The organism is Roseateles sp. GW821-FHT09B06, assembly GCF_059418245.1.
The window spans coordinates 213402-233487 of record NZ_JBWKPM010000005.1 but is presented as its reverse complement, the minus strand read 5'-3'; the positions used below and the strand labels follow the sequence as shown (position 1 = coordinate 233487).

Genomic DNA, 20086 nt, shown 5'->3' with positions numbered 1-20086 from the left:
CAATGGCTGCTCATCGAGTGGCCGGCCGGCGACGAGGAGCCGAGCAAATACTTCCTATCCACCCTGCCCGAAGACACTCCCTTGCGCGAACTCGTCAGCGTCGCCCACCAGCGCTGGCGCATCGAGCGCGACTACCAGGATCTCAAGCAGGACTTCGGCCTGGGCCACTACGAAGGCCGAGGTTGGCGGGGGTTCCATCACCATGCTGCATTGAGCATTGCGGCCTACGGGTTCCTGATGGCCGAACGCCTCATCGCTGACAAACCTGTCGGCGGCAAAAAAAACTTCGTCGAACGCCAAGTGCCTGCCCTTCCCGAGGATTACATCCCCCGCGGCAGTCCTGCGCGCGCAGCGCCACGTGGCGACGTCGATCACGAGCCTGCGCCAGCGGCTGAGCTACCAGCTGATCGCCCGTCTCGGGCAGTGCCCCTGCTGCGGCCGGGCAAGCGAAAGACTCAATTTGTGACACAGTAAGATTAGGGCATCTTTACAAAGCCTACAAGAGCCCGGCACGGGGGGCATCCAAGATGACCCCATGTTTGCTCTTCGCCCCACGCTGCTTGCCCTGGCGCTGCCGAGTCTGGCCGGCTGTGCCAATCTGGCGCCCGGCTACCAGCGCCCACCGCCCGCCTTGCCCGTCGCCCAGGCCGCGGCCGCCGACACGCCGGCCCGGGAGCTGGCCGAGCTGCCCTGGCGCGAGTTCGTCACCGACGCGTGTCTGCGTGGCGCGATCGAACTGGCGCTGGCCCACAACCGCGACCTGCGCGTCGCCGCACTGGATGTCGAGCGCGCCCGCGCGCAATACCAGGTGCAGGAGGCGGCGGCCCTGCCCAATCTGAGCCTGGGCGCCAGCGCCAGCCGGTCTCGGGACAGCGGCAAGCAGTTCTCGGCCAGCCTGGGCCTGGCGGCCTTCGAGCTGGACTTCTTCGGCCGCGTGAGGAACCTCAACGAGTCCGCGCTGCAGGGCTTCCTGGCCAGCGACGAATCGCGGCGCAGCGCGCAGATCAGCCTGGTGGCCGAGACCGCCAACGCCTGGCTGACCCTGGCCGCCGACCTGGAGCGCCAGCGCCTGGCCGAACGCACGCTGGCCAGCCGCCGGCAGAGCCTGGCGCTGACGCAGCGCCGCTACGAGCTGGGCGCGATCGGCGGCCTGCCGCTGGCGCAGGCGCAGACCGCGCTGGACGGCGCGCGCGTCGAGCTGGCCAACACCCAGGCCCAGATCGCCCAGGATCGCCATGCGCTGGAGCTGCTGCTGGGGACGGCGGTCCCGGCCGAGCTGCTGCCGCGCGCCGAGCAGGGCCCGGGCACCGACGTGGCCCTGCTGCCGGCGCTGCCCGCGGGCGTGCCGTCCAGCGTGCTGCAGCAGCGCCCCGACGTGCTGGCGGCCGAGCATCAGCTGCAGGGTGCCCATGCCGACATCGGCGCGGCGCGCGCCGCGCTGTTCCCGCGCATCACGCTGACCGGCTCGGTGGGCAGCGCCAGCACCGAGCTCGGCAAGCTGTTCGAGCGCGGCGGCTGGAGCTTCGGCCCCTCGATCTCCTTGCCCATCTTCGATGGCGGCGCGAACCGCGCCAATGTGCGCGCCAGCGAGCTGAGCCGCGACATCGCGCTGGCCCGGTACGACAAGGCGGTGCAGAGCGCCTTCCGCGAGGTGGCCGACGCCCTGGCCGTCGGCGCGTCGCTGGACGAGCGCATGGCGGCGCAGCAGGCGCTGTACGCCGCCACCGAGCGCCAGCTGCGCCTGGCCGAGGCCAGCTACCGCGCGGGCGCCAGCGGCCAGCTGGAGCTGCTGGATGCACAGCGCTCGCTGTATGCGGCCGAACAGGCCCTGATCGCCCTGCGCCAGACCGCGCAGGCCAACCGCCTCACGCTCTACAAGGCGCTGGGTGGCGGCTGGAAGAACTCCGAGGCTTGAGGACAGCAGATGAGGAACATGAAGCAATGGACCGGCAAGCCGGCGCGCTGGCTGGGCGGGGCGGTACTGCTGGTGCTGGCGGCCTGGGGCATCAAGCATTTCTGGTTCACGCCGGCGCCGCCGCCCCAGGTGGCCACGGCGCCGGTGGCGCTGACCGATATCGAGGACACGGTGCTGGCCACCGGCACCATCTTTGCTTCCAAGCTGGTCAGCGTCGGTGCGCAGGTGACCGGCCAGGTGAAGCTGCTGCAGGTGGCGCTGGGCGATGTGGTCAAGCAGGGCCAGCCGATCGCCGAGATCGATGCGCTGCCGGCGCAAAACGCGCTGCGCACCGCCCAGGCCCAGGTGCAGAGCGCCGAGGCGCAGCTGCGGGCGCAGCAGGCCGCGCTGGTGCAAGCCGAGCTGGTGGCGAAGCGCCAGCGCGAGCTGGTGGCGGCCGACGCCGGCGCGCGCGCCGACCTGGAGACGGCCGAGGCCAATCTGGCCACCTTGAAGGCCGAGCTCGCGGCGCAGCAGGCCCAGCTGAACCAGGCCAAGGTGGCCGAGAGCACGGCGCAGCTGAACCTGGGCTACACGCGGGTGACGGCGCCGATGGACGGCGTCGTGGTGGCCATCGTCACCGAGCAGGGCCAGACGGTGAACGCCAACCAGTCGGCGCCCACCATCGTCAAGCTGGCCAGGCTCGACACGATGACGATCAAGGCCCAGATCTCGGAGGCCGATGTGCCGCGCGTCAAGCCCGGCATGCCGGTGTACTTCAGCCTGCTGGGCGACCCGGACCGCCGCATCGAGGCCAGGCTGCGCGCGGTGGAGCCCGGCCCCACGACGATCGCCAGCGATGGCAGCGGCAGCAGCACCAGCAGCGCCAGCACCAGCAGCTCGGCGACCAGCGCTATCTACTACAACGGCATCTTCGACGTGCCCAATCCCGAGGGGCGGCTGCGCATCAACATGACGGCCCAGGCCTCCATCGTGCTGGCCCAGGCCCGGCAGGCGCTGACCCTGCCCAGCGCCGCCCTGGGGGCGCGCGACCGCAGCGGGCGGTACAGGGTGCGGGTGCTGCGGCCGGACGGCCAGATCGTCGAGAAGCAGGTGCGCATCGGCCTGAACAACCGCGTGCAGGCCCAGGTACTGGACGGCCTGGTGGCCGGCGAGCAGGTCGTCACCAGCGAGGCGGTGGCCGGCGCCGGGCCGTCGCTGGGACGTCGCGGCGGCCCGCCGCGGATGTTCTGAGCATGGCAGCCCTGTTGGAGTTGCGCGGCCTGACCCGCGAGTTCCCGGCCGGGGAGGGTTTGGTCGCGGTGCTGCGCGACGTGGACCTCAGCATCGAGGCCGGCGAGATGGTGGCCATCATGGGCCCCTCGGGCTCGGGCAAGTCCACGCTGATGAACATCCTCGGCTGCCTGGACCGGCCGACGCGCGGCAGCTACCGCGTGGCCGGCCAGGAGAGCGGCCGGATGGACCCGGACGCGCTGGCGCGACTGCGGCGCGAGCATTTCGGCTTCATCTTCCAGCGCTACCAGCTGCTGGGCGACCTGAGCGCGCTGGGCAATGTCGAGATCCCGGCCATCTATGCCGGCACGCCGGCGCAGGAGCGCCACGAGCGCAGCCGCCGGCTGCTGGCGCGCCTGGGCCTGGCCGAGCGCCTGCGGCACCGGCCGGGCCAGCTCTCGGGCGGCCAGCAGCAGCGCGTCTCGATCGCGCGCGCGCTGATGAACGGCGGCGACGTGATCCTGGCCGACGAGCCCACCGGCGCGCTGGACCAGGCCAGCGGCCGCGAGGTGATGAAGATCCTCGAGGAGCTGCATGCCGACGGCCACACCATCATCCTGGTGACCCACGATGCGCAGGTGGCCGCGCATGCGCAGCGCGTGATCGAGATCAGCGATGGCCGCATCGTGGCCGACCGGCGCAGGCCAGACGCGCCGGCGCCCGCCGCGCTGCAGCGCGTGAGCGCGCCCAAGGTCGCCAACAAGCTGTTCGGCGACGTGCTGGGACGCATCGGCGAGGCCACGCGCATGGCGCTGCGCGCGATGGTGAACCACCGGCTGCGCAGCTTGCTGACCATGCTGGGCATCATCATCGGCATCGCCTCGGTGGTGTCGGTCGTCGCGCTGGGCGAGGGCTCGCGCCAGCGCATCCTGGCCGACATCAGCGCGATGGGCACCAACACCATCGATGTCATGCCCGGCAGCGGCTTCGGCGATCGGCGTTCCGCCGCCGTCCGGACCCTGCGCGCCGGCGATGCCGATGCGCTGGCCCAGCTGGGCTATGTGGACAGCGTGACGCCCACGGTGTCGGCCAGCGTGGGGCTGCGCTACCGCAGCGTCGATGTGTCGGCCAATGTGACCGGCGTGGGCGAGCAGTTCTTCCGCGTGCGTGGCTACGGCTTCGACCAGGGCCAGGCCTTCGACGCGCAGGCCGAGCGGCTGCGCGCGCAGGAGGCGGTGATCGACGACAACGCGCGCAAGAGCCTGTTCCCGAACGGCGAGAACCCGCTGGGCGAGGTGATCCTGCTGGGCACGGTGCCGGTGCGCATCGTCGGCGTGACGGCCAGGAAGAGCAGCGCCTTCGGCAACGACGACGCGCTGAACATCTGGATCCCCTACACCACGGCGATGAGCCGCATCACGGGCCAGGACTATCTGCGCAGCCTGACCGTGCGCGTCAGCGACAGCGTGGCCAGCACCGTGGCCGAGCAGGGCGTGACCAGGCTGCTGACGCAGCGCCACGGCAAGCAGGACTTCTTCCTGATGAACACCGACAGCGTGCGCCAGACCATCGAACAGACCACGCAGACCATCACCCTGCTGATCTCGTCGATCGCGCTGATCTCGCTGCTGGTGGGGGGCATCGGCGTGATGAACATCATGCTGGTGTCGGTGACCGAACGCACCCAGGAGATCGGCGTGCGCATGGCGGTGGGCGCGCGGCAGAGCGACATCCTGCGCCAGTTCCTGATCGAGGCGGTGCTGGTGTGCCTGATCGGCGGCGGCCTGGGCGTCGGCCTGGCGCTGGCCGGCGGTGCGCTGTTCGACCGTTTCGCCAGCGATTTCCGCATGGTGTTCTCCTCCACGGCCATCCTGGGCGCCTTCGGCATCTCGACCCTGATCGGCGTGGTGTTCGGCTTTCTGCCGGCGCGCAGCGCGGCAAGCCTTGACCCCGTGGAGGCGCTGGCGCGGCCTTGAGGCGATAGCCCGGCGCGGCTACTGCTGGCAGAAGTGGAAGCAGCTCAGCAGGCTGGTCGGGCTGCGGCCCTTGTCGCCCTGGATCAGCATGGCGGTCTTCTGCTCGCCCAGCGGCAGCTCGCAGGCCACCATGCCATGCGAAGCGCGCGGCCGTTGGCCGCCTTCCATGCTGCCTGCAGCGTCTGCCACTGCTCCCGTCCTGCCGGAGCAGCCATGGCGGGTGCTCAAGGCTGACGGGCCCCGCATGAGCCTGTCGCTTGGGAAGCCCGGCGCGAGCCGTGATCGGATGTTGAAGCCAGGATGCGCCGGAATCAGTTGGCGGCGGGGACGACCCAAGCCATGACGCGGCGCTGCGTGTCGGCATCGAGAGGGTCAGCCACCTCGATCAGCAAGGTATTGCAGGCCAAAGGGCGATCGGTCATGTGGCCCGCACCGACCAGAGGCAGGATCATGGGGCGGACATAGAGATCGGCCCCATCCTCGCGGCCGACCGGGACCAGCCTGAACTTGCGGTACGCACTCAAGGTGACGCCCTTCAGCTGACCTTCCGTGATCCTTCTGAACATGGCGTGCTCCATCGCTGCGATGTTGGAGTATGGACCTTGAATGATGGGGACAGGATTTTTCGGTGCAGGCCGGCTGGGTCGCTGCGCCCGGCCCGGTTCAGGCCCGAGGCGCCACGCCTTCTGCACGAACTCCGACTTCAGCCGTCCAGGGCTGCAACCGGGCATGAGGTGATCATCTGCAACTGGCCGATCCGGCAGAGCCGGCGGGGCTGTTCTAGTCTTAATATCGCTTCATCGGGTCAAGGGATGAACGATGCAGTTCCACGCGGGTCGTTTTGTCGGGGGGGCCCTGGACGGGCAGGAAGTGATCCTTGGCGAGGATGCTGGGCTTCATTCCAGCTACGCCGAGAAAGATCCTGCGCTCGTTACCCTTTACCACCGCGTCTTGGTGCAGGTGGGGGAGAGCGTGCAGGTCTGGTACGCGATCGACAGCATGACCGAAGACCAGGTCCGCGAGTTCGCAAAGTCGGCCGGTCGCATTTGACGCCGAAGCGAACGGTGCCGTGGCGTCAACTCCTCGCATCACCGCGCCACCGGGTCGAACCGGTGGATGAGCGGGGTGATACCGAACTCGGACAGAGCGTCGACGAGCCGTCCACCCGCAGTTTCGATCGCGCGCCGCGAGGGCAGGTGGGCCGGCTCCACGGCCGCCAACTGGATATCACTGAGGCCTGTGCATGACGACCCTGAGCGGTCTCCAAACATGTGCCACAGTAGTCGCTCAGCGCCTGGTGCGGGAGCCTAGATTTGCCACATGGAGCGGGCGCCTTGCGATCGCCTAACCTACCCTCCCCGTGCGGTGCCGGCTGTGCGCAGCGAGCGCCTGATGGCGGTCAGCCGCCCCAATCGCAGCTGTGCCGCCCCTCGGCATCCACCTTGAGGCGCTTGGCCGTCACCGGCACACGCCTCGCCGCCCGGTTGTTTTCGAGGTCGAACGCCCAGAGCTCCACCCAGCAATTGGTGTCCCGCTCGCGGAACACGGCGCGGTATTCACTGCCGGACAGGGCCACGAATGTCAGCGCGCCCGGGCTGCAGGAGGCTTCGCCGCCGCTCCTGCCGGCGTAGGTGGCGCGCATCACGAAGCTGAGGACCTTGTTCGGCGTGACGTCGATGGACCGCAACTTGTCCTGCGCCGACAGAGGCGATGAAGACCGCATCACGGACACCGGCGGCCCGTCGCAGGTGGGCGTGCCGGGGTAGAGATCGACGGAAAAGCCGATCTGCTCGTCGGCGCCCTGGTTCTCCAGCACGAACCGGACATTGTCGAGAACCGAGGCCCCCTTCGCCGGCGCTGCCGGCGCCGCTGGCCTTTCATCGCCCGCGGGCTTCGTCCTTGCGGCCGCATCGGCAGCCTTCAGGCAGCGCATCAAGGCCCCGTTGCGGATGGCCTCCAGCGCCTCGCCGCCGGGGCCTTGCTTGTCGATCGCGTCGTCCACGAACCTGCGCCCGGCCGGGGTGACGTGGAACGCCGCCAGCGCGGCCTTGAGCGAGGGAGGATCCTCGAGCACCGCCTCCGAGACCATCTTCTTGTTGGTAGCGGCCTGCAGCACGGCGGCCTCGCGCTCGTGCTGGCGCTTCACGATCTCCCGGCCCTGAGGGCCGCCGAAGAACGCGATAGCGGCGCCACGCTCCTGGGCCGACAGTTGCTGCCGGTACTGCTGCACATAGGCCGCGCGCAAGGCGGGAACGACCTGGCTCATGTCGCATTCGGGCAGGCCCTCGGGCACCGTCGCGAACGGGTTGGCCTTCACCATCAGGCCCAGCTTGCGCATGTCTCGCTCGTGCGGGCCCAGGAGTTCGACAAGCCGGTCGGCGCTGTCGGCGGCTGCGGCGGCGAGAGGCAGCAACAGGCTTGCCAGGAGCAAACCCGCGCGGTGTGGGGCAGCGGAGAGGATGCGGCGGTCGAGGATGACGGTCATCGGGCCATGGTAGTGCAAGCGCATTCGGCTGGCTGCTTGACGTCTCGCGGCATAAGCCGAGCTTTGCCAGAATCCGAAGCACGGCCGCGGCATGTGGAGACGGCCTCAATCTCGACTAGGGAGGTCTTCAATGGATGAGTTCTTTCAGCAGGGGTATGCGCGCACGCTATCACGGACTTACTAGGTCGCGGCCGACGGCCTAGGTGCGTTCATAGATGTGGTGGAGCCGGCCTATGGCGACGGGGGGGCCTTGACCGATGCCCCCTTCGACAATCACCCCGAACGCCGCCCAAAGAAAAAGCCCCGACACATCTCTGCATCAGGGCTCTCAATGTGGCTCCTCGACTTGGGCTCGAACAGGGGCCTACGGATGAATAGGTCTATGGTCGAGCTGGGAGTCCGAGTGTCGATCATCGGGAAAGGATCCCGGTAGTGACCGGTGCCCGGGTATGCTTCCAAGATGATCTACCTAGCAATCACAGGGCAGGGCCTTCGTGAGGCGATTCGCGCCGCCACTTCGAGCGATGCTATCTGGTGTGGCAGCGACGCGATCTCAGATGAAGACTATGGCCGCCTTGATGGCGTCAACCTGAGCCGCTTCGTCTATGCCCTGAGCGATCGCACAAAGCTTGAGCGCGCGCTGTCTACGATCAAAGAGCACCATTCGGGCCAGCACATTTGGCTTGAGGCGCCAATCTCAGAGGGGCGTTGATGCGCACGTATCCGTTGCTCGACAAAGATGGACGGTTGCATTCCTTCGAGGTCAGTGCCCTGGCCGGGCGGCGTGCCGTACGACGCATTGCGGCATCCATTCCGGGTGGAACTATCTCTCGATCCAGCCTCCGAGAAGACCTGTTCTGCGAGTTCACGATTGCCGGAGAACGGTTTGGCATCGAGGAGCCATTCGGCGACAACAGCCGTTTCTGTATTGCACCCCTGCCGGGCAGCACCAACTCGGCGCTCGCAAGGGTCCATTCGCACTTCGCCGCAAATCGCTTGGGCTTGTGGATGGGGCGTCTCGGATTTTTGTCGTGCTGCGGGGTGCTCCTGCTGGTGCTTTTGGGGCCTGTGCGCAACTTCATCCAGCAAGATCGCTGTCTGGATGCCGGGGGTCGTTGGAGTCAAGCTCAGGGGCGATGCGAGGGCGTGAAGTGATTGCGGCCAATCGGTCACCCCACCTCGCGCTACACCTTCTTCACAAACTCCGACTTCAGCCCCATCGCGCCGATCCCGTCGATCTTGCAGTCGATGTCGTGATCGCCGTCGGCCAGGCGGATGTTCTTGACCTTGGTGCCGACCTTGACCACCAGGGACGAGCCCTTGATCTTCAGGTCCTTGATCACCGTGACCGTGTCGCCGTCCTGCAGCACATTGCCCACGGCGTCGCGGATCACGCGCACCTCTTCAGCGGCCGCCGGCTCCGAACCCTGGGCCGACCATTCGTGGCCGCACTCGGGGCAGACGAGCATGGCACCGTCCTCGTAGGTATAGGCGGATTGGCACTTAGGGCAGGCGGGCAGGGTGCTCATCGGTGGGCTCACTGAGGGAAATGAAGAAAGCCCCACATGCTTTCGCATGCAGGGCTTCTGAAGTGGCTCCCCGACCTGGGCTCGAACCAGGGACCTACGGATTAACAGTCCGGCGCTCTACCGACTGAGCTATCGAGGAATTGACCGTTCGGTATGGGTGCCCGCCGTGCGGTTGCGGCGGGCTTTCATAAAAACAGAACCTCCGAAGAGATTCTGTTTCTTCTTCTGTTCTTGGCTCCCCGACCTGGGCTCGAACCAGGGACCTACGGATTAACAGTCCGGCGCTCTACCGACTGAGCTATCGGGGAACAGAGCCTTGCATTATAGCCAGAAAATTTTAGGCCTTACAAGCTGATCTCCAAACTGGCACGCCAGGTGCGCGGCTCGAGCGGGTACAAGTACACATGGCCGTACTGGAAGGGCGATTCCTTCCAAGCGCGGCGGTCGGCGAGGTTGTCGACACCGGCGCGCCAGATCAGCAACTGCCTGCCGCCGAGTTGCTGTTCGTAGCGCAGGCCTGCGTCGAGCCGGGTCCAGCCGGGGATCTTGACGCTGTTGTCGGGCAGCACGGCGCGCCGGCCTTCGTAGACCAGGCCCATCTGCAGTTGCAGGCCCGGCAGGGTGGCGATGTTCTGGCGGCCCTGCAGCTTCAGCGCGGTCTCGGCCACATTGGCGGGCTTCAGCCCGTTCAGGCTAGTGTCTGCGCTGCCGCGGCGGCGCGCCTGCAGCTTCATCGCGCTGGCCAAGAGGCCGCCGCCGCTCCATTTCAGATCGGCCTGCGCCTCGACGCCGCGGTGCCGCGCGATGCCGTCCGCCACGCGGGTGCATGTCAGATCGGCGTCGCAAGTGCCGATGTCGCGCCACTGCGGGCGCTTGATGTCGAAGGCGCTGAGGCCCCAGTCCACGGTCGAGCTGCCGGACTTGAGGCCGATTTCCAGCTGGCGGCTCTTCAGCGCCGGCAGGGCCTGGCCGCCATTGGCATATTCGGGACGGTTGGGCACCACCTCGGACTCGACGCCCTCGCCCCAGCTGGCATAGGCCATCAACTGGGCCGACAGCGCGTGGCTCAGGCCCAGCCAGGGCGTGGTGAAGCTCTGCGTGTAGGGCGCCATGGGCTCCGAGCCGTCGGTGCGCACGCTCTCGCGCTTCAGCCGCGTGTGACGCAGCCCCAGCCAGGCCTGCCAGTCGGTGCCGATCTGGATCGTGTCGCGCAGATAGAACTCGGTGCTGCGCTCGTCGCGATTGGTGTTGTCGGCGCTGAACGTCGGGTCCGGCGTGGTGGGCGCAGGCGCCTGGCCCGAGATATTGCCGGTGCCGGCCCAGTTGTAGGTCTGGCGCTGGAAGCGGCTCTCGAAGCGCGTGAACAGCACGCCGGTGCCGATCTCGTGACGCATCCCGGCGGCGACGAACCGGCCCGCCAGCGAGAGATCCAGCGCGTCGCTGTTGCGGCGCTCGTTCTCGCTGCGGAAGTCCCACATGTCGAAGTCGCCGTTGGGGCAGTAGCGGTCGGCGTAGTAGCTGCCGTCGGCAGCCGTGCAGCCGAAGGGATAGGCCAGGCGGTCGTCGGTCTTCAGGCGCTGCACGCCCAGATGGGCCTGCGCCTTCCAATCCGCGTTCAGGCGCTGCGTCAGGCGCAGCGACGCATGCTGGTTGTTGAACACCACCGGCTGGCTCCAGTCCTGGTTGTTCAGGTTGGTGCGCGGGTCGATGTCCTTGGCCGAGGGCAGCCGGTCGCCCAGCAGGCTGAAGCCGGGCTGGCTGGGCTGGCTCTGGCGGTTCCATTCGAACTCGGCCTCCACCAGGGTGTCGGGCGTGGCGCGCCAGTCGCCGGCCAGGGCCAGCAGCTGCTTGTCGCCGCGCGCATCGCGCAGCTGCGGGCGCAGCTCGGCGGCGGCCGCATTGATGCGCAGGCCGAACGCTTGCCCCGCGCCGAAGCGGCGGCTCCAGTCCAGGCCGGCCTCGGCCGTGCCGCGCTCGCTCAAGCCCAGGGTGACGCTGGTCAGCGGTGCCGCGGTCGGGCGCTTGACCAGCAGGTTCACCAGGCCGCCGGGCGCGCTGGTGCCGGACTGGATGCCGCTGGTGCCCTTCAGCAGCTCGACGCCGCTCTTGTTGCCCAGGGACAGCGCCGTCTCGGCATTGATCGGCAGGCCGTCGCGGCGGTAGTTGAAGCGGTTGTCCAGGTCGAAGCCGCGCACCTTCAGATAGGACACATAGCCCTGCGCGTTGTAGGCATCGCCGACGCTGGCGTCGAACAGGGTCAGGCCCGACAGCGCATCGACACCGGCATCGACCAGCCGGTCGGCGCTCAGCACCGCGGCCTGCAGCGGCAGCTTGGCCACCGGCGTTTCGCTGCCGAAGCCGCCGATGGAAACGGGCGCCTCGGCGGAGCGGCCGCTGACGGAGACGGTGGGCAGCGCGCTGGACTGTTGCGCGCCGGCGCCCTGCGCGGCGCACAGCAAGGCCACGGCGAGGCCCAGGGGGGACAGGAGATGCTGGAGATGATGTGCCATCGAGTGCAAGGTCGAGCGATGGCAGGTCGGCCTCACATGAGTCCGCACGTCGGGAGAAAGGATCGGTGGTCGACGTGGACTTCTTGCGTGCTTCCCTGCGCGAGGATTACCTCAATCAGGTTCAAAGGGACTTTCTCAGTCGAACCGATTGCCCGGCCCAACACCCCTAGCGAAATGCCGTGCGGTGTCACTACCGCATGGCGAGGTGGATTGTAGTGCCGCGGGCGGACACCCCTGGCTGGAGTGGGCGCCCTGGCCCGGATGCATCGGCGATGCGGGAGCTCGGCGGCCCGGCTCGGAGGGCTGCGCCGCGTTCGGCTCACTGCGATGCACTCGCGCCCCGCGCGCGCTCGCAGCCGGGGCTGCACGCTGTGCCTCGCCCACCCTTCGTGCCCGGCCACGAGCGGTGGGCGCCGGCGTGGCAGCTCAGCTTGCCGGTCCGGGCGTGCGCGCCACATTCATCAGCCAGCACACCGTCACGAAGTAGCCGACCAGCGTGAGCAGTTCCACGAGCACCGGCTCTTTCCACTGCTGCGCGGCGGCCGAGTAGGTCGCGTCGCCGAGGCGGTGCTGGCCGATCAGTTCGCGGGCGACCTGGCGGGCGAGCGCGAGTTCGCCGGCCAGGTCGGGCGGCGACGGCTCGCCGGCATCCAGGGCTGCCAGTGCCGAGGCGGGTACGCCGGCGGCCTTGGCCAGCGGCAGGTGCATGTCCCACTCGAAGACGTTGGACAGCTCGCGCGCGACGACGCAGATGGTCCATTCGCGCAGCGCGGTGTCGAGCGTGCCCTCGTAGCGCAGGGTTTCGCCGACCTTCGCCACCGCGCGCAGCAGTGGCGGGCGGTGCAGCAGGGGTCGGAACGGGCCGTACACACCACGGCGGGGGCCATTGAACAGTTCATTGGCGGCCTCCTGCTGCGCCGCATCCAGCGTTGCCGGCGGCCCCAGCCGCTCGGGCAGGCCGGCTTCGGGAAAGGCGATGGCGGAATGGTTCGAAGGAACGGTGCTCATTGAGTTGGCTCCAGGGTTGCAGGGTGGGGTGCGGCCGCCCGCCACAGCCAGGCTGCCGTCAGCAGCAGGAGCAGCGTGGCCACGGCGTTCGCCCAGACCAGGGCATCCCAACCGGCCAGGCTGCCGGATCCCAGCGCACGAACCAGGACAGGGCCCGCGATCTGGCCGGTGGCGAAGGCGACCGTCATCCGTGCCAGCAGCGGCGTCGGGTGGGCGGGGCGCTGTTCCCGCGCCAGTTGCAGGCCGGCCATGGTGGCCACCATGAAGGTTCCGCCCACGAGCACGGCCGAGACCGCCAGCGCCCACAAGGCCTGCGTGGCCAGGGGCAAGGCCGTGCCGAGCGCCATGGCGCCCTGCGCCAGGGCCCAGACCCGTCGGCGCGGCCAGCTCGACAGCCAGCGCGCGGCGGCCGCAACGGACAGGGCCGCGGCCAGCCCGAACAGGGGCCAGGTCAGGCCGAAGACCAGCGGGTCGTCGACCTGCTGCCGGGCCATGGCGGGCAGGAAGGTGGCGGGCACGATATAGCCGAAGCCGAAGCTGCCGTAGCACAGCACCAGGCCCAGCTGCCCACGCGCCCGGTCCGGCCCGGCGGCCGGCGTCGCGTGCGCCGCCGCGGCCGGCCTGACGCCGCCGCGCAAGCTCATGCCCACGAACAAGGCGCCGGTCGCGGCGAGCGCACCGAGCTCCAGCCACAGCCAGTGCGCGGGCTGGCGCCCCCCGAGCCAGGCGAGAACGCCGGTCAGGGCGATGCCCAGGCCGACCCCGGTATAGATCCAGGCGCCCAGGTACGCGGCCCGCCGCCGGGCCAGTTCCGCCAGACACCAGCTGCTCGTGCAGATCAGCGCCCAGGCGCTGAAGATGCCGGCGGCGCCACGCAGCCCGGCACCGGCGAGCGCTCCCGAGTCCCCGCCTATCCCTGCGATGAGCAGCGTCGTCAGCGCGACGCCAATCAGCGCCAGCCGCAGGCCACGCAGCGGATCCTTGGCGAACCAGGAGACGGTCAGCGCACCGATGAGGTAGCCGCCATAGTTCGCGGCCGCCCATTCCGCGCCGGTGGCCGCGCTCAGGGTGCCGTCGCGCAGCATCAGCGGCAGCAGGGGCGTGAAGGCGAACCGGCCGATGCCCATCGCGACGGCGAGCGCGGCGATGCCGCTGCCGACGATGAGCCATGTCGTGTGCTCGGATGGTGCGCTCGGGTCGGGTTCGGTGCTCATCATGGAGCCCGATTTGACACGTCCGAGGACCTTTTGAATACTGAATTGTCAGAACATACACTTCTCAGCATGAGAACGTTTGATCTGAATGATCTGCACATCTTTCGCTGTGTCGTGAGGGAGGGCGGCGTGACGCGTGCGGCCAGCCGGCTGCATCGCGTCCCCTCCAATGTCACCACGAGAATCAAGCAGTTCGAGGAGCGCCTGGGCGTCGCCCTGTTCCGCCGCGAGGGCCGCGGCCTAGCGTTGACCGACGCGGGCCGCACGCTGCTGGGCCATGCCGAGCGCCTGCTGCAGATGGCCGATCTGGCCGAGCAGGAGCTGCGCAGCGGTGTCGTGCAAGGGGTGCTGAGACTGGGTTCCCTGGAAAGCGCGGCGGGCGCCCGGCTGCCGCCGCTGCTGTCGGCATTTCACGCCCTGTACCCGGAGGTGTCGATCGAGTTGCAGACCGGCACGACCGGCTCGCTGCTGCGCAGGCTGGAGCGCTTCGAGATCGAGGCCGCCTTCGTGTCCGAACCCTTCGAGAAGGGGCGCCTCGCGTCGCTGCCGGCCTTCGCGGAGGACCTGGTGCTGATCACGGCGAAGGGGACGCCGGCGCCGCGGCGTGCGGCCGACCTGGATGGCCAGACATTGCTGGCCTTTCCGCATGGCTGTTCCTACCGGCGCCGGCTGGTCGATTGGGTGGCCGAGGCGGGGGCATCGCCGGGCCGGATGCTGGACCTCGGCTCGTATCACGCCATCGTGGCCTGCGTTGCCGCCGGCATGGGCCTGGCCATCGTGCCGGCGGAAATGCTCGACCATGCCGTGCTGGGTGCGGCGGTGCAGCGCCATCCGCTGCCGGCGCGCCTGCGCGTGAACCGTACCCACCTGGTGTGGGCCGGCGAGGCCAGCGCGCCTCTGCAGGCGCTGACGGCCTTGCTGCGCGAGCCGCGCCCCAGCGCCTGACTCGCCTTCGTGAACACGCCATCCCGGCTTGCACCATGAGGCCCCGGGCGGCGGTTGCGGCGGGCCTGTCGGCCCGCGACATGGTCGGTGGTCGACCGCGATGACGATGCCCACTCGGTGCGTTCGCCCCTGCGTTCCGCCAGCGTCCCTTCCGGCAGCCGCAGCGCCGTCACCGCAAACAGGATCGCGGGCGCGCCTCAACGCGGCCCGCGATGTGCCGGCCTCAGCGCTGCGCCGAGGCGCCCAGGGACGCCGAACCCGAAGCCGAGCCGGACGCGCCATTGCGGCTGGCCGAGGCCTGGCCGCCGGCATCGCCCCTGGCCTGGGCGCTCGGTGCCGGCTTGCCGCCCGGGGCCGTGCCGCCCTCGGTGGGCGCCGCCGGCTTGCCGGCCAAGGAGCCGCCGGCACCGCCGTCGCCGGCGGCGCCGGCCGAGGGCAGCGGTGCGGCCGGCATGCCGCCGTCGGGTGCCTGCTCTTGCAGCTTGTCCCGCAGGCCACCGGCCGTACCCTGGGCCCGCCCCTGGGCCTCGGCCGTGGTCTGCTGGACCTTGCCGGCAACGGCCTGGCCGCGCGGCAGCTCGGGCCGTTGCAACTCGGGCCGTTGCAGGCCGCCGCTCAGATGGCCCCCGAGAGCGCCGCCGCCGCCCAAGCTGCCGCCCAGCAGGCCGGCCTGCGCGGGCAGGGCCGCCAGCAGCAGGGATGCCGAAACGGCCAGCGTGCCGAGGACCTGGGTGGAAATGCGTTGTTGCTTGGTGTTCATCATGCTGAGCTCCTTGTGATCAGCGGGCCGGACCATCCGGCGCCTGCATCGATGACAACGAGCGCGGCCGCGCTCTTCTTCCGCGGCGATTGCAACGATTGGTAATCGATGGCTTGACCGAGGGCTTGATCGAGCGGCACTCAGCGCGGCGCGCGCGCGAGGCGCAGGGCCTCGCCAACCAGGCCCTGGCCGTAGACCTCGTCGCGGCCGGGCGTGCCCAGATCCTGCGCCTCGCGGGCGAGCCGGGCCAGCTGTTCGGCGCCGCGCGCCGCGTCGGGTTCGGCCAGGCGGGCGGCCAGCAGCGCGGCCACCAGCGGGGCGGCGAAGGAGGTGCCGCGTACCGGCACATAGGCCGCGTCGCCGCCGGCCGCCAGCATGTCGCCGCCCGGCGCCGCGAACATCACCTGCGGCCCGCGCCCGGCCTCGGCCAGCACGCGCCGACGCGCGTCGACCGCGGTGACGCCCACCACGCCCGGCCAAGCGGCCGGGTACAGGGGCGGCGCGGCCGGCCCGTCGTTGCCGACCGCGGCGACGATCAGATGCCCGCGCGCCTGGGCCGCGGCCACGGCGCGCTGCAGCAGTGCATTGGGTGGCCCGACGAGGCTGACGTTGATCACCGCGACCCGCTCGCGCGCCAGCCAGGCCAGGGCCTGGGCGATGGCCAGCACCGAGCCGCCGTCCGGTGCGTCGCAATAGACATCGGCCGCATAGAGCGCCATGCGCCCGCCGTCCCGGCCGAGCAGCAGCGAGGCGACGGCCGTGCCATGCGCGGTCGGATGGGTGCGACCCTGGCAGCCATGGCGCTGCACGGCGGCCCCATGCAGCGCCGGGTGGGCGAGGTCGAGGCCGCTGTCGATCAGGCCGACCCGGCCGACCCGGCCGGCGCCGCCGTCGGCGGGGCCTGGCGCCGAGCCGTCCGCGGCGCTTGCGGCCGTGCCGCCGGGCAGGTAGAGATGGTGATAGTCGTACAGGCCGTCCGGGTCCTGGGCGCGCAGCCGCCGCAGCAGCGCGGCCAGGTCCTGGCCCGGGTCGGTGCGCAGGCGCAGCCAGCCGAGCTCCAGCCCCTCGAACTGCAGGTCCTCGACCGGATGCAGCCCCGGCAGGCCCAGCAGGCGTTCGCGCGCCGCCGGGTCGGAGGGCAGGGCCAGCAGCTGGGCGCGCAGGATCGGCTCGCCGGCCGGATCGCGCGCCAGCTCGCGCGGGTGGCGGGCCAGCAGCTGCTCGACCAGCCGCTGCCGCAGGCCCAGCAGGTCGGGCGGCGCCAGGCCGCGATCCAGGCGCTGCTGCTGCAGCAGCGACCCCGCGGGCTGGGCGGGGAGCTGGGGCAGTTGCGGCAGGCCGCCCGGCAGGCGCAACTGGGCCCGGGCGGAAGCGGCGGCCAGCAGCAGGCCCAGGCCGAGAGCGAGCAATTTGATCTTCATGTCGGAGAGAACGTTGCGGCGATGGAAGAAAATCCGCCGCGCCGACGTTTACTGATGATGATCATGGCATGAACGATAGCGAGTTGCGCCAGGGGATCGCCGAACTGCTGCCGCGGCTGCGCCGCTTCGCGCGCACGCTGGCCTGGCAGCGCGAGGATGCCGACGACCTGGTGCAGGTCGCGCTGGAGCGTGCGCTGAAGGCAAGGGAGCAATGGCAGGCGGGCACGCGGCTGGACAGCTGGCTGTTCCGCATCATGAAGAACGCCTGGATCGACGAGCTGCGCAGCCGCGCGCGCCGCGCCGAGCTGCTGGCGCCCGAGGAGGCGGGCGAGCAGGTCGGGCATGACGAGAGCGGGACGCGGATCATGCGGCTGTCGGTGCAGGCGGCGCTGGCGCGGCTGCCCGAGGAGCAGCGTCTGGCGGTGAGCCTGGTGCTGGTCGAGGGCCTGCCCTACAAGGAGGCGGCGGCGACGCTGGAGATCCCGATCGGCACCTTGACCAGCCGGCTGGCGCGCGGCCGCGAGGCGCTGCAGAGGCTGCTGGTCGATGCGCAGGTGGAGCGGTGATGATGATGAGCGATGACGATCAACTGCTGCTGATGGCCTATGCCGACGGCGAGCTCGATGCCGCCGCCGGCCGCGCCTTCGAGGAACGGCTGGCGCAGGAGCCGGCGCTGCGCGCCGCGCTGGCGCGCGAGCGCGAGCTGCGCGCGGCGCTGGGCGCGAGCTTCGACCCGGTGCTGGACGAGCCGGTCCCGCAGCGGCTGCAAGAGGTCTTGCGGGCCGCGCCCGTGGTGTCGCTGGCCGAGCAGCGAGCGCAGCGCCGGCCCTCCTGGGTCCAATGGGGGGGCATGGCCGCCAGCCTGCTGCTGGGGCTGGCGGTGGGCATGCAATGGCTGTCGCCCGGCGATCCGGGCCTGCTGGCGCAGGCCGGGGACGGCGGCCTGGTGGCGCGCGGCGGGCTGGCGCTGGCGCTGGACCAGCGGCTGTCGGGCCAGCAGCAGGACGGGGTGACGCCGGGGCTCAGCTTTGTCGCCCAGGGCGGGCGCTATTGCCGCAGCTTCGGCCTGGAGGGCGGCAGCGCTGGCCTGGCCTGCCGCGACGACGCGGGCCGGCAATGGCGCATCGAGCAGCTGCAGCGCAGCGCCGATGGCAAGGGCGCCGATCCGGCCTACCGGACCGCGGCCACCGCCCTGCCGCCGGCCCTGCTGCAGACGATCGATGCGATGCGCGAGGGCGAGGTGCTGGATGCGGCCGCGGAGCGCGCGGCGCGCGAGCGCGGCTGGCAGCGCTGAAACACCCGGCTCCCGTCAGCCGCGATGCCTGCCCCGGCAGATGACTTCCACCAAGCGGACACCGCAGATCCGGCTTCGCCGGGCTGCCGGTGTCGCCCCCTTGAGGGGGCGGAGCCCGGACACAAACAGTCCCTGCGGACTGGTTGTGCCTGGCGACGGCCAAGGCCTCTGGCCTTGGCGCGCGAAGCGCGTAGGGGGTGGGTCAATCAAACACGGGCGATTCGACCCCCAGCACCTTGTGCAGCTTGGGGCTGGTGGTGGTGTACTGCAGGTGGATGCGCTTCTCGGGGAAGACGTAAGGCGCGGCGCCGAAGGCGGCCAGCGCGGCCTCGTGGAAGCCCGACAGGATCAGCTTCTTCTTGCCCGGGTAGGTGTTGACGTCGCCCACCGCGAAGATGCCGGGGACGCTGGTCTCGAACTTCTCGGTGTCGACGACGATCTGCTTGCGTTCCAGCGCCAGACCCCATTCGGCGATCGGGCCCAGCTTCGGCGACAGGCCGAAGAAGGCCAGCACCTGGTCGCAGGGCACGATGCGGGTGACGCCGTCGGCGCCGGTGACCTTGGCGCCGGTCAGCAGCCCGCCTTCCTCGACGATGCCGGTCACCTGGCCGACCAGGAACTGCATCTCGTGCGCGTCGCACAGCGCGTGCATCTTCGCGACGCTGGCCGGTGCGGCCTTGAAGCCGTCGCGACGGTGCAGCAGGATCACGCTCTCGGCCTTGTGCGGGTTGCCGTCGGCATTGCCTGCGCAGAAATTCAGCGCCCAGTCCAGCGCCGAGTCGCCGCCGCCCACCACCAGCAGGTTCTTGCCGGCGAACTGCTCGGGGCCCTTGACGCGGTAATGCAGCTGCGTGCCCTCGAAGGGCTCGACGCCCTCGACCTTCAGGGTGCGCGGCTGGAAGCTGCCGACGCCGCCGGCGATGAAGATCGTCTTGGTCAGGAAGCGCGTGCCCTTGGCGGTCTCGACGGCGAAGCGGCCGTCCTCCTGCTTCTGCACCAGCGTGACCTCCTGGCCCAGGTGGAAGGTCGCGCCGAAGGGCTCGATCTGCTTGAGCAGGCTGTCGGTCAGCTCCTTGCCGGTGCACATGGGCACGGCCGGGATGTCGTAGATCGGCTTGTCGGGGTAGAGCTCGATGCACTGTCCGCCGGGGTAGGCCAGCGAGTCGATGATATGGGCCTTGATCTCCAGGAGGCCCAGCTCGAAGACCTGGAACAGGCCCACCGGGCCGGCGCCGACGATGACGGCGTCGGTTTCGATCGGTGCAATCGGACTGCTGTTCGTCATGGCGTCTCGGTCTCTATGTCGGACCCGTGTTACCGGGCGGCCGGTGTCGCCCCTTGAGGGGGCGGAGCCGGGACACAAACAGTCCCTGCGGACTGTTTGTGCCTGGCGACGGCCAAGGCCTCTGGCCTTGGCGCGCGAAGCGCGGGGCCTGGCGCTTCAGCGGATCAGCTCGGACAGCTTGTCCGTGCGGTCCTTCCACTCGTCGGCGTCGGGCAGGGCGGGCTTGCGCTTGGTGATGCTGGGCCAGTTCTTGGCCAGATCGGCATTGAGCTTGATCATGTGCTGCTGATTGCCCGGCACGTCTTCCTCGGGGACGATCGCATTGACCGGGCATTCGGGGATGCAGACGGCGCAGTCGATGCATTCGTCGGGGTCGATGGTCAGGAAGTTCGGGCCTTCGCGGAAGCAATCGACGGGGCAGACATCAACGCAATCGGTGTACTTGCAGCGGATGCAGGCTTCGGTAACGACGTGGGTCATGGGGCAACTCGGTTCTTATGGGCAGCGACCGGCGCGGGTATCCGCGCCGGCG

At 69.9% G+C, this 20086-nt stretch carries 21 protein-coding genes, 2 tRNA genes and 1 riboswitch; of the genes, 10 read left to right on the top strand and 13 right to left on the bottom strand.

Annotated elements, in window-relative coordinates:
• From AC07OQ_RS07075 to AC07OQ_RS07060, 4 genes are all read left to right on the top strand, one after another.
• On the top strand, nucleotides 1–474 hold a 474-nt coding region (locus AC07OQ_RS07075; protein ID WP_495052392.1), incomplete at its 5' end, for a transposase.
• Between the two features lie 61 nt (nucleotides 475–535).
• Nucleotides 536–1915 carry an efflux transporter outer membrane subunit gene (locus tag AC07OQ_RS07070; protein WP_495052391.1) on the top strand — a complete coding sequence of 460 codons (1380 nt, stop codon included), beginning with the start codon at nucleotides 536–538 and terminating at the stop codon, nucleotides 1913–1915.
• Nucleotides 1916–1933: 18 nt separating this feature from the next.
• Nucleotides 1934–3148: an efflux RND transporter periplasmic adaptor subunit gene (locus AC07OQ_RS07065; protein WP_495052400.1), complete on the top strand. Its 1215-nt coding sequence runs from the start codon at nucleotides 1934–1936 to the stop codon at nucleotides 3146–3148.
• Nucleotides 3149–3150: 2 nt separating this feature from the next.
• Nucleotides 3151–5103 (top strand): MacB family efflux pump subunit, encoded by a 1953-nt coding sequence (locus AC07OQ_RS07060; RefSeq protein WP_495052390.1) that lies wholly within the window; start codon nucleotides 3151–3153, stop codon nucleotides 5101–5103.
• An 18-nt stretch (nucleotides 5104–5121) separates the two neighbouring features.
• Here AC07OQ_RS07060 and AC07OQ_RS07055 read toward each other — a convergent pair whose 3' ends face one another.
• Nucleotides 5122–5271 (bottom strand): hypothetical protein, encoded by a 150-nt coding sequence (locus tag AC07OQ_RS07055; protein WP_495052389.1) that lies wholly within the window; start codon nucleotides 5269–5271, stop codon nucleotides 5122–5124.
• Nucleotides 5272–5414: 143 nt separating this feature from the next.
• Nucleotides 5415–5669: a hypothetical protein gene (locus tag AC07OQ_RS07050; protein ID WP_495052388.1), complete on the bottom strand. Its 255-nt coding sequence runs from the start codon at nucleotides 5667–5669 to the stop codon at nucleotides 5415–5417.
• A 253-nt stretch (nucleotides 5670–5922) separates the two neighbouring features.
• Between AC07OQ_RS07050 and AC07OQ_RS07045 the strand changes: the two genes are divergently transcribed.
• Nucleotides 5923–6153, top strand: a complete 231-nt coding sequence (locus AC07OQ_RS07045; protein ID WP_495052387.1) for a hypothetical protein — start codon at nucleotides 5923–5925, stop codon at nucleotides 6151–6153.
• Nucleotides 6154–6502: 349 nt separating this feature from the next.
• Here AC07OQ_RS07045 and AC07OQ_RS07040 read toward each other — a convergent pair whose 3' ends face one another.
• On the bottom strand, nucleotides 6503–7588 hold the full coding sequence (locus AC07OQ_RS07040) for a hypothetical protein (protein ID WP_495052386.1): 1086 nt from the start codon (nucleotides 7586–7588) through the stop codon (nucleotides 6503–6505).
• Nucleotides 7589–8048: 460 nt separating this feature from the next.
• On the opposite strand from AC07OQ_RS07040, the gene AC07OQ_RS07035 reads away from it, so the two are divergent.
• Together AC07OQ_RS07035 and AC07OQ_RS07030 are read left to right on the top strand one after the other, a co-directional pair.
• Nucleotides 8049–8300 (top strand): hypothetical protein, encoded by a 252-nt coding sequence (locus AC07OQ_RS07035; RefSeq protein ID WP_495052385.1) that lies wholly within the window; start codon nucleotides 8049–8051, stop codon nucleotides 8298–8300.
• Nucleotides 8300–8743, top strand: coding sequence for a hypothetical protein (locus AC07OQ_RS07030; protein WP_495052384.1), 444 nt, complete (start codon nucleotides 8300–8302; stop codon nucleotides 8741–8743). The genes AC07OQ_RS07035 and AC07OQ_RS07030 overlap by 1 nt, the downstream gene beginning before the upstream one ends.
• Nucleotides 8744–8772: 29 nt before the next feature.
• On the opposite strand, the gene AC07OQ_RS07025 is transcribed toward AC07OQ_RS07030, so the two are convergent.
• From AC07OQ_RS07025 to AC07OQ_RS07000, 6 genes are all read right to left on the bottom strand, one after another.
• Nucleotides 8773–9117, bottom strand: coding sequence for a zinc ribbon domain-containing protein YjdM (locus AC07OQ_RS07025; RefSeq protein ID WP_495052383.1), 345 nt, complete (start codon nucleotides 9115–9117; stop codon nucleotides 8773–8775).
• Nucleotides 9118–9180: 63 nt separating this feature from the next.
• Nucleotides 9181–9256: transfer RNA gene (locus AC07OQ_RS07020), tRNA-Asn, on the bottom strand.
• A 93-nt stretch (nucleotides 9257–9349) separates the two neighbouring features.
• Nucleotides 9350–9425: transfer RNA gene (locus AC07OQ_RS07015), tRNA-Asn, on the bottom strand.
• Between the two features lie 36 nt (nucleotides 9426–9461).
• Nucleotides 9462–11627: a TonB-dependent siderophore receptor gene (locus AC07OQ_RS07010; protein WP_495052382.1), complete on the bottom strand. Its 2166-nt coding sequence runs from the start codon at nucleotides 11625–11627 to the stop codon at nucleotides 9462–9464.
• Between the two features lie 75 nt (nucleotides 11628–11702).
• A riboswitch (TPP riboswitch) is annotated at nucleotides 11703–11805 on the bottom strand.
• 248 nt (nucleotides 11806–12053) lie between these two features.
• Nucleotides 12054–12635, bottom strand: coding sequence for a carboxymuconolactone decarboxylase family protein (locus AC07OQ_RS07005; protein WP_495052381.1), 582 nt, complete (start codon nucleotides 12633–12635; stop codon nucleotides 12054–12056).
• Nucleotides 12632–13852 carry a YbfB/YjiJ family MFS transporter gene (locus AC07OQ_RS07000; protein ID WP_495052380.1) on the bottom strand — a complete coding sequence of 407 codons (1221 nt, stop codon included), beginning with the start codon at nucleotides 13850–13852 and terminating at the stop codon, nucleotides 12632–12634. Before AC07OQ_RS07000 ends, AC07OQ_RS07005 begins: the two co-directional genes overlap by 4 nt.
• A gap of 66 nt (nucleotides 13853–13918) precedes the next feature.
• Between AC07OQ_RS07000 and AC07OQ_RS06995 the strand changes: the two genes are divergently transcribed.
• Complete coding sequence (locus tag AC07OQ_RS06995; protein WP_495052379.1) at nucleotides 13919–14794, top strand: LysR family transcriptional regulator; 876 nt, start codon at nucleotides 13919–13921, stop codon at nucleotides 14792–14794.
• Between the two features lie 223 nt (nucleotides 14795–15017).
• Here AC07OQ_RS06995 and AC07OQ_RS06990 read toward each other — a convergent pair whose 3' ends face one another.
• Both AC07OQ_RS06990 and AC07OQ_RS06985 read right to left on the bottom strand, forming a co-directional pair.
• Nucleotides 15018–15557 (bottom strand): hypothetical protein, encoded by a 540-nt coding sequence (locus AC07OQ_RS06990; RefSeq protein ID WP_495052378.1) that lies wholly within the window; start codon nucleotides 15555–15557, stop codon nucleotides 15018–15020.
• A 137-nt stretch (nucleotides 15558–15694) separates the two neighbouring features.
• A complete protein-coding gene (locus tag AC07OQ_RS06985; protein WP_495052377.1) occupies nucleotides 15695–16975 on the bottom strand; it encodes a S8 family serine peptidase in 1281 nt (426 codons plus the stop codon).
• Nucleotides 16976–17043: 68 nt separating this feature from the next.
• Between AC07OQ_RS06985 and AC07OQ_RS06980 the strand changes: the two genes are divergently transcribed.
• Nucleotides 17044–17541, top strand: a complete 498-nt coding sequence (locus tag AC07OQ_RS06980; protein WP_495052376.1) for a sigma-70 family RNA polymerase sigma factor — start codon at nucleotides 17044–17046, stop codon at nucleotides 17539–17541.
• A complete protein-coding gene (locus AC07OQ_RS06975) occupies nucleotides 17541–18269 on the top strand; it encodes an anti-sigma factor family protein (protein ID WP_495052375.1) in 729 nt (242 codons plus the stop codon). Before AC07OQ_RS06980 ends, AC07OQ_RS06975 begins: the two co-directional genes overlap by 1 nt.
• A 202-nt stretch (nucleotides 18270–18471) precedes the next feature.
• On the opposite strand, the gene AC07OQ_RS06970 is transcribed toward AC07OQ_RS06975, so the two are convergent.
• Complete coding sequence (locus AC07OQ_RS06970; RefSeq protein WP_495052374.1) at nucleotides 18472–19554, bottom strand: NAD(P)/FAD-dependent oxidoreductase; 1083 nt, start codon at nucleotides 19552–19554, stop codon at nucleotides 18472–18474.
• Nucleotides 19555–19710: 156 nt separating this feature from the next.
• Nucleotides 19711–20034, bottom strand: a complete 324-nt coding sequence (gene fdxA / locus AC07OQ_RS06965) for a ferredoxin FdxA (RefSeq protein WP_495052373.1) — start codon at nucleotides 20032–20034, stop codon at nucleotides 19711–19713.
• Between the last annotated feature and the right edge of the window lie 52 nt (nucleotides 20035–20086).

Excerpts from the sequence above, each read along its gene's own strand:
- AC07OQ_RS06975 (WP_495052375.1), top strand. The coding sequence starts at position 17,541 with ATGATGATGAGCGATGACGATCAACTGCTGCTGATGGCCTATGCCGAC.
- AC07OQ_RS07055 (WP_495052389.1), bottom strand. The coding sequence starts at position 5,271 with ATGGAAGGCGGCCAACGGCCGCGCGCTTCGCATGGCATGGTGGCCTGC.
- AC07OQ_RS07000 (WP_495052380.1), bottom strand. The coding sequence starts at position 13,852 with ATGATGAGCACCGAACCCGACCCGAGCGCACCATCCGAGCACACGACA.
- fdxA (WP_495052373.1), bottom strand. The coding sequence starts at position 20,034 with ATGACCCACGTCGTTACCGAAGCCTGCATCCGCTGCAAGTACACCGAT.
- AC07OQ_RS07045 (WP_495052387.1), top strand. The coding sequence starts at position 5,923 with ATGCAGTTCCACGCGGGTCGTTTTGTCGGGGGGGCCCTGGACGGGCAG.
- AC07OQ_RS07040 (WP_495052386.1), bottom strand. The coding sequence starts at position 7,588 with ATGACCGTCATCCTCGACCGCCGCATCCTCTCCGCTGCCCCACACCGC.
- AC07OQ_RS06995 (WP_495052379.1), top strand. The coding sequence starts at position 13,919 with ATGAGAACGTTTGATCTGAATGATCTGCACATCTTTCGCTGTGTCGTG.
- AC07OQ_RS06990 (WP_495052378.1), bottom strand. The coding sequence starts at position 15,557 with ATGATGAACACCAAGCAACAACGCATTTCCACCCAGGTCCTCGGCACG.
- AC07OQ_RS07065 (WP_495052400.1), top strand. The coding sequence starts at position 1,934 with ATGAAGCAATGGACCGGCAAGCCGGCGCGCTGGCTGGGCGGGGCGGTA.
- AC07OQ_RS07050 (WP_495052388.1), bottom strand. The coding sequence starts at position 5,669 with ATGTTCAGAAGGATCACGGAAGGTCAGCTGAAGGGCGTCACCTTGAGT.
- AC07OQ_RS06970 (WP_495052374.1), bottom strand. The coding sequence starts at position 19,554 with ATGACGAACAGCAGTCCGATTGCACCGATCGAAACCGACGCCGTCATC.
- AC07OQ_RS06980 (WP_495052376.1), top strand. The coding sequence starts at position 17,044 with ATGAACGATAGCGAGTTGCGCCAGGGGATCGCCGAACTGCTGCCGCGG.
- AC07OQ_RS07025 (WP_495052383.1), bottom strand. The coding sequence starts at position 9,117 with ATGAGCACCCTGCCCGCCTGCCCTAAGTGCCAATCCGCCTATACCTAC.
- AC07OQ_RS07005 (WP_495052381.1), bottom strand. The coding sequence starts at position 12,635 with ATGAGCACCGTTCCTTCGAACCATTCCGCCATCGCCTTTCCCGAAGCC.
- AC07OQ_RS06985 (WP_495052377.1), bottom strand. The coding sequence starts at position 16,975 with ATGAAGATCAAATTGCTCGCTCTCGGCCTGGGCCTGCTGCTGGCCGCC.
- AC07OQ_RS07060 (WP_495052390.1), top strand. The coding sequence starts at position 3,151 with ATGGCAGCCCTGTTGGAGTTGCGCGGCCTGACCCGCGAGTTCCCGGCC.
- AC07OQ_RS07010 (WP_495052382.1), bottom strand. The coding sequence starts at position 11,627 with ATGGCACATCATCTCCAGCATCTCCTGTCCCCCCTGGGCCTCGCCGTG.
- AC07OQ_RS07035 (WP_495052385.1), top strand. The coding sequence starts at position 8,049 with ATGATCTACCTAGCAATCACAGGGCAGGGCCTTCGTGAGGCGATTCGC.
- AC07OQ_RS07070 (WP_495052391.1), top strand. The coding sequence starts at position 536 with ATGTTTGCTCTTCGCCCCACGCTGCTTGCCCTGGCGCTGCCGAGTCTG.
- AC07OQ_RS07030 (WP_495052384.1), top strand. The coding sequence starts at position 8,300 with ATGCGCACGTATCCGTTGCTCGACAAAGATGGACGGTTGCATTCCTTC.